At 66.3% G+C, this 7,080-nt stretch carries 1 protein-coding gene; it reads left to right on the plus strand.

Annotated features, from left to right (window positions below):
- On the plus strand, nucleotides 1-7,080 hold a 7,080-nt coding region (locus tag DBR20_RS18120), incomplete at both ends, for an autotransporter-associated beta strand repeat-containing protein (protein ID WP_258223423.1).

A 7,080-nucleotide genomic window follows, 5' to 3' on the forward strand; every position in this document is an offset into this window, starting at 1 on the left:
TACGGTGATTACCTGCGCGACCGGGTCCAATACCAACGTACTGAACGACAACACGAATGGCGTGACCCTCAACATCCAGACCGGCGCGGTGCTCAGCGTGCCGCCGCTGCTGGGTGGCACTGCGGTAAGGCTGTCCGGAAACGGCATCACCGTGAACAACCAGGGCACGATCGATCCCACCCTCAACGGTGGCCTGAGTCTTGCGGCAGCAGGTATGTCGCTGGGCAACAACACGGCTGGTGGCAACACCATCAACGTCAACAACCAGTCCGGCGGCAGCATCAAGGGCCTGGTCAACATCGGCTCGCTGCTGGGTATTGGTGGGCAAGCACTGGTGGTGCAGAACGCGTCCGGCGGTGTCACCAACATCAGCAACGACGGCATCGTGGACATGTCCATTCTCGGAGTGGGACTGTTCACCACTGCCGATGCCACCGCGATAGTCAGTTATGGCGGTGCGCAGACCCATTTCACCAATACCGGCACCATCACCGGCCGTATCGGATTCGAAGCCACCAGCGCGCCGACCGGCAACACCTTCATCAACGCCGGCACGCTCAACGGCAGTGCGCACCTGGGCAACTCTGCCGGAGGCAACAGCTTTACCGCGGTGTCGGGCTCCAGTGTGGTCAATGCCGGTGTCGGAACCGCAGGTGTGATCTCGGGTATCAACGTCAACCTGGCGGCGGCGGGTATCGTCAATGGTGGCAACAGCCTGAACGATCGTCTGCTGCTGCAGAACAACACCTTGGGCCCTGGCACGGGTACCGGCGGGGCGGTGACCGACCTCAACTGGGGCACCTATACCGGATTCGAAAACCTGACCGTCAACAGCGGCACCTGGAACCTGCTGGGCGCCTGGAGCGGAACCGGCGCTACGATCAACGACGGCCTGGTCAATTTCAACAACGCAGCTTCGTTCGGGGCGGGTACCTTCAACGTCAATGGCGGTGCCATCGCAGCCTCGACGGCCGGGCTTACGCTTGCAAATCCCTTCTCACTCAACACGGGCAGACTGACGCTGGGCGGCACCAACGCCTTCAGCCTGAGTGGCGTGCTCTCCGGGGCCGGTGGCCTCACCGTGACCAATGCCGGTGTAGTGAGCCTGGGCGGCGCGAATCTGTTCTTCGGCGGCGTCAACCTCAACGCCGGTGGCTTGCTGCTGGGCAATGCGGGCGCACTGGGCAGCGGCAACCTGACGGTAGGCGGCACCGCATCGCTGGATACCAGCGGTGCCTTCAACCTCGCCAACAACATCGTCGTCAACGGCGGTGGCAACCTCAATCTGCTCGGCAGCAATGCGGTCACCCTCAATGGCTCGCTGTCCGGCGCGGGCAACCTGATCAAGAGCGGTGCGGGCACGCTGACCCTTGGCGGCGCGAATTCACTGACCGGTGGTTTCTCGATCACCGGAGGCGCGCTGGCGATCGGTGCCGGCGGCAATCTGTCGTCCACCGGTGCGTTGACGCTGGCCACCGGTACGACGCTGGACCTCACCGCGGCGGCCAACCAGACCGTTGGTTCGCTGGCCGGGCTTGGCGGTACGGTCAGCCTGGGCACTCACACATTGACCCTCGGCGGGCTCGGAAACACCAGCTTCGCCGGCAACTTCACCGGCACCACGGGCGGCTTGATCAAGGTGGGTGCCGGCATACAGACCCTGTTGGGCAGCAACGCGCTTACCGGCGGCGTGGCCCTCAACGGGGGCGGGCTGCTGCTGGGCAACAACAACGCGCTGGGCACAGGTACGTTGAGCGTCGGTGCTGAAGTCACTCTGGATGGCACAACCGCGCTTTCGTTGGGCAACGACGTCTCGCTTGGCGCCGGAGGTTCGCTGGCGCTGCAGGGCGGGCAGCCGTTGGTGTTCAACGGTATGATTTCCGGCGACGGCAGCCTGGTCAAGAACGGCGCCGCACTGCTGACGTTGAATGGCGGCAACACATTCGGCGGCGGTGTGGTCGTCAATGGCGGCAACCTGCTGCTGGGCAGCAACACGGCACTGGGTACCGGCCTGCTGGACATCAACAATGCCGCCACGCTGGATGCAAGCGCCGCGTTGAACCTGACCAACAACATCAACCTTGCCGCGGGTGGTTCGCTCAACGTGCTGGGCGGCCAGCCGCTGACGCTGGGCGGCGTCCTGGGTGGCAACGGCGGCCTGATAAAGAGTGGCGCTTCGACCCTGACGCTGACCGGCGCCAATACCTTCAACGGCGGCCTGAACGTGGCTGCCGGGACGGTGGCGCTGGGCAGTGGTGGCAGCCTGGCCGCGACCGGCGCGGTCAACCTGTCGGGCGCAGGGGCGGCGCTGGATCTTTCCCTGGGGGGCAATCAGACCATCGGTGCACTGTCCGGCGTGGCAGGTACCACCGTGGCTCTGGGCGCGAACACGCTTGCCTTTGGCAGCGCGACCAACCAGACCTTTGCCGGTGTGATCAGTGGCGTCGGCGGAGGCCTGGTAAAGAACGGCAGTGGCGTACAGACATTGACCGGTGCAAACACCTTTACCGGCGGCGTCGCGCTCAATGCCGGCGGGCTGCTGCTGGGCAACAGCGGCGCGCTGGGAACCGGCGCGCTGAGCATCACCGGTGCTGCGACGCTGGACGGCACTACCGCGCTCAACCTGGGCAACCTCGTCAACCTCGGCGCGGAGCTGACGTTGGGGGGCAGCAACAACATCACCCTGACCGGCGACATCTCCGGCGTCGGCAGCCTCACCAAGAACGGCGCCTCGTTGTTGACCTTGAACGGCGCCAATGGCTTCAGCGGAGGTCTGAACCTCAATGCCGGCAGCGTGCTGCTGGGCAGCAGTGCAGCGGCCGGGACCGGCGCGCTGAACATCGGTGGCAACGTATCGCTGGACGGATCGACCGCGCTGAACCTGACCAACGACGTTGCATTGGGTACCGGTGCGATCCTCACGCTCCCCGGCAGCCAGAACGTCACCTTGGGCGGCGTGGTGTCCGGCGACGGTGGCCTGGTGAAGAGCGGCGCCACGGTGTTGACGCTCAATGGTGCCAATACCTTTGGTGGCGGCCTGAGCCTGGCGGGCGGCGGCCTGCTGCTGGGCAACAGTGGAGCGCTTGGAACCGGCGCGCTGAACGTTGCTGCGAACGCCAGCCTGGATGGCAGTGTTGCGCTTGATCTGACCAATGCGGTCAACCTCGGCGCAGGCTCGGCACTGACGCTGATCGGCAGCAACGCACTGACGCTCGGTGGCGTAGTGTCCGGTACCGGCAGTCTGGTCAAGAACGGCGCCGGTACATTGACCCTCGGCAACGCCAACGGCTTCAGTGGCGGCCTGGCGTTGAACGGTGGCAACCTGCAGCTGGGCAATGCCGGCGCTCTGGGAACGGGCGCGCTCAACGTCGGCGGCAATGCAACGCTGGATACTGCCGCAGCCTACACCGTAGGCAACGCGATCAACCTGGCTTCGGGTACCACGCTTGCCCTGCAGGGCAGCAATGCGCTGACGCTCGGCGGTGTGGTGGCCGGCAATGGTGCACTGGTCAAGAATGGTGCGGCCTCGTTGACCCTGACCAATGCGAACACCTACGTCGGCGGTACCACGATCAACGCTGGAACCCTGGCACTTGGCGCAGGTGGCAGCCTGGCTGTCGGTGGTGACGTCACCCTCGGCGGTGCTGGGGCGGGCTTTGACATATCGGCGGCAACCGGCGGCCAGACCATCGGTGCGCTGAATGGCGTGCTCGATTCGACGGTCGCGCTGGGCGGAAATTCACTGACCTTCGGCACCGCCACCAATGCGGTGTTCGGCGGCGAGATCAGCGGAGGCGGTGGCCTGGTCAAGGTGGGCGCAGGGGTGCAGACCCTGTCCGGCGCCAACACCTTCGGCGGCGGCGTCGGCCTCAATGCCGGTGGCCTGGTGATCGGCAATGACGCGGCGCTGGGCAGCGGTGCGCTGACCGTGGGTGGTGCGGCAACGCTCGACACCAGCCTGGCAGCGACGCTGGTCAACAACATCACACTCAACGCCGGCTTGACGGTGCTGGGCAGCAACGCGCTGACGCTCAACGGGGTGATCTCCGGCGCTGGTAGCCTGACCAAGAATGGTGCTGCCACGCTCACCCTCAATGGCGTGAACACCTATACCGGCGGCACCAACGTCAATGCCGGCACGCTGGCACTGGGGGCAGGTGCAAGCCTGGCCGCCAGCGGCATCGTCAACCTGGCCACCGGCGCTACGCTGGATCTCTCTGCGGGCAGCGGCAACCAGACCTTCGGCACCCTGACCGGCAATGGCATGGTCAACCTGGGCGCGAACTCGATCACCGTCGGCGGACCGACCAACGGTGTCTTCAGCGGTTCCATCGCCGGTACCGGTGGCCTGATCAAGGAGGGCACCGGCACTGAAACACTGACCGGTGCCAACACCTTCACCGGTGGCACGCTGATCAATGCGGGCACGCTGGCGATCGGTGCCGGTGGCAGCCTGGCGGCAACAGGCGCGGTTACGCTTTCCGGACCGGGTACCGGCTTCGACATCTCGGCCGCTGGCAACCAGGCGATCGGCGCGCTCAACGGCGTCGCCGGCAGCACGGTGGCGCTGGGTGGCAACACGCTGACCTTCGGCGGCACCGACAACGGCACCTTCAATGGCGTGATCGGTGGGACCGGTGGGCTGATCAAGAACGGTACGGGCATCCAGACGCTGGGCGGTGCCAACACCTTCGGTGGCGGCGTGGCACTCAATGGCGGTGGCCTGGTGGTCGGCAACAATGGTGCGCTGGGTACCGGCGCGCTGACCGTGGGCGCCAACGCGTCGCTGGACAGCAGCATCGCCGCGAACCTCGGCAACGACATCGGCCTGCTGGCGGGCGCTACGCTCAACCTGCTGGGCAGCAATGCGCTGACCCTGGGTGGGGCGATCTCCGGCGATGGCGGCCTGATCAAGAATGGCGCGGCAACGGTCACCCTGACCGGCGGCAACACCTTCACCGGCGGTACCGTCATCAACAGCGGCACGCTGGCGATCGGCGCGGGCGGAAGCCTGTCGCCGAGCGGTGCGGTGAACCTGGCCGGTACCGGCACGTTCGATATCTCTGCCGGTGGCAACCAGAGCATCGGTTCGCTGGCGGGCGTGGCCGGCAGCACGGTGTCGCTGGGCGGCAACAGCCTGACCCTGGGAGGCACCACCGACGCGACCTTCAACGGTGGCCTGACCGGCAGCGGTGGACTGGTCAAGAATGGCAGCGGCGTGCAGACGCTCAACGGTGCCAGCACGTTCGGTGGCGGCGTCACCCTCAATGCCGGCGGGCTGGTGGTGGGCAACAACGCTGCGCTGGGTACCGGCGCGCTGACTGTCGGCGGCGCTTCCACGCTCGATTCCAGCAGTGCAGTGGCCTTGGCCAACAACATCGTGCTCAACGCGGGCCTGACCGTACTGGGCAGCAACGATCTCACGCTCAATGGCGACCTGTCGGGCACCGGCAGCCTGACCAAGGACGGCGTTGCTACCCTCACGTTGAACGGCACCAACACCTATACCGGCGGGACCAACATCAATGCGGGCACGCTCGCGCTCGGTGCCGGTGCGAGCCTCAACGCAGGCGGCATCGTCAATCTGGCCACGGGTGCCACCTTCGATCTTTCAGCGGGCAGTGGCACGCAGGTATTCGGCACACTGATCGGCAATGGCACGGTCAACCTCGGCGCGAACACGCTGACCATCGGCGATGCCAGCAACGGTGTGTTCAGTGGTTCGATCGGCGGTACCGGTGGCCTGATCAAGGCCGGCACCGGTACCGAAACTCTGACCGGCGCCAACACCTTCACTGGCGGCACCACCATCAACGCCGGCACGCTGGCGATCGGTGCCGGTGGCAGCCTGGCCGCAACAGGCGCGGTGAACCTGGCCAACGCCGGTACCGGTTTTGATATCTCCAGCGGTGGCAATCAGGCCATCGGTACGTTGTCCGGCGCCGCCGGCAGCACGATCAGTCTTGGCGGCAACACGCTGACCACCAATGCAGCGGGCAACAGCACGTTCGCCGGCGACATCAGCGGCACCGGTGGCCTGATCAAGAACGGTGCGGGCGTGCTCGGCCTGACCGGCAGCAACACCTTCGGCGGTGGAGTGGCGCTCAATGCCGGTGGCCTGTCGCTGGGCAGCAATGGTGCCCTGGGTACCGGCGCGCTGACCGTGGGCGGCGATGCCACGTTGGACGGCACAGTGCCGCTGACCCTGGGCAACAACGTGCAGCTGGCAAGCGGCACGCTGACCCTGCTGGGCGGCACGCCGCTGACGCTGGACGGCGATATCGCCGGCAGTGGCAGCCTGCTCAAGGATGGCGCAGCGACGGTGACCCTGGGCGGTGCCAGCAGCTACACCGGTACCACGACGATCAACAGCGGCACCCTGGCAGTCGCCGCCGGTGGCAGCCTGTCCTCGGCCAGCACGGTGAATCTGGCCGGCGCCGGAACGCTGGACATCAGTGCGGCCGGCAACCAGAGCATCGGTGGCCTGGCCGGTGTTGCCAGCGGCAACGTGGTGCTGGGCGGTTCCACCCTGACCACCGGCGGCAGCAATACCAGCACCACCTTCGGCGGCACCATCGGTGGAAGCGGTGGCCTGGTGCAGACCGGCACCGGCACGTTGACCCTGACCGGCAACAACACCTACACCGGTGGCACCACCATCAACGGTGGCAGCACGTTGCAGATCGGCAATGGCGGCGCGACCGGTGCGATCGTCGGCGACGTGACCAACAACGGTGCGCTGGTGGTCAACCTGTCGGCCAACACGACACTCGGTGGGACTCTCAGCGGCAGCGGTGGCCTGACCCAGGCCGGCAGCGGTACGCTGATCCTGACCGGCAACAACACCTATACCGGCGGCACCACCATCAACAGCGGTGGCACCCTGCAGGTGGGCAATGGTGGTGCAACGGGGGCGATCATCGGCGACGTCGGCAACAGCGGCAGCCTGGTGTTCAACGTCGGTGGCAACACCACGCTCGGTGGCGTGGTCAGTGGCAGCGGCGGGCTGACCCAGGCCGGAGCCGGCACGCTGACCTTGACCGGCAACAACACCTACACCGGCGGTACCACCATCAACAC

The organism is Stenotrophomonas sp. HMWF023, assembly GCF_003060985.1.
In the GTDB taxonomy this organism is placed as follows: Bacteria; Pseudomonadota; Gammaproteobacteria; order Xanthomonadales; family Xanthomonadaceae; genus Stenotrophomonas; species Stenotrophomonas lactitubi.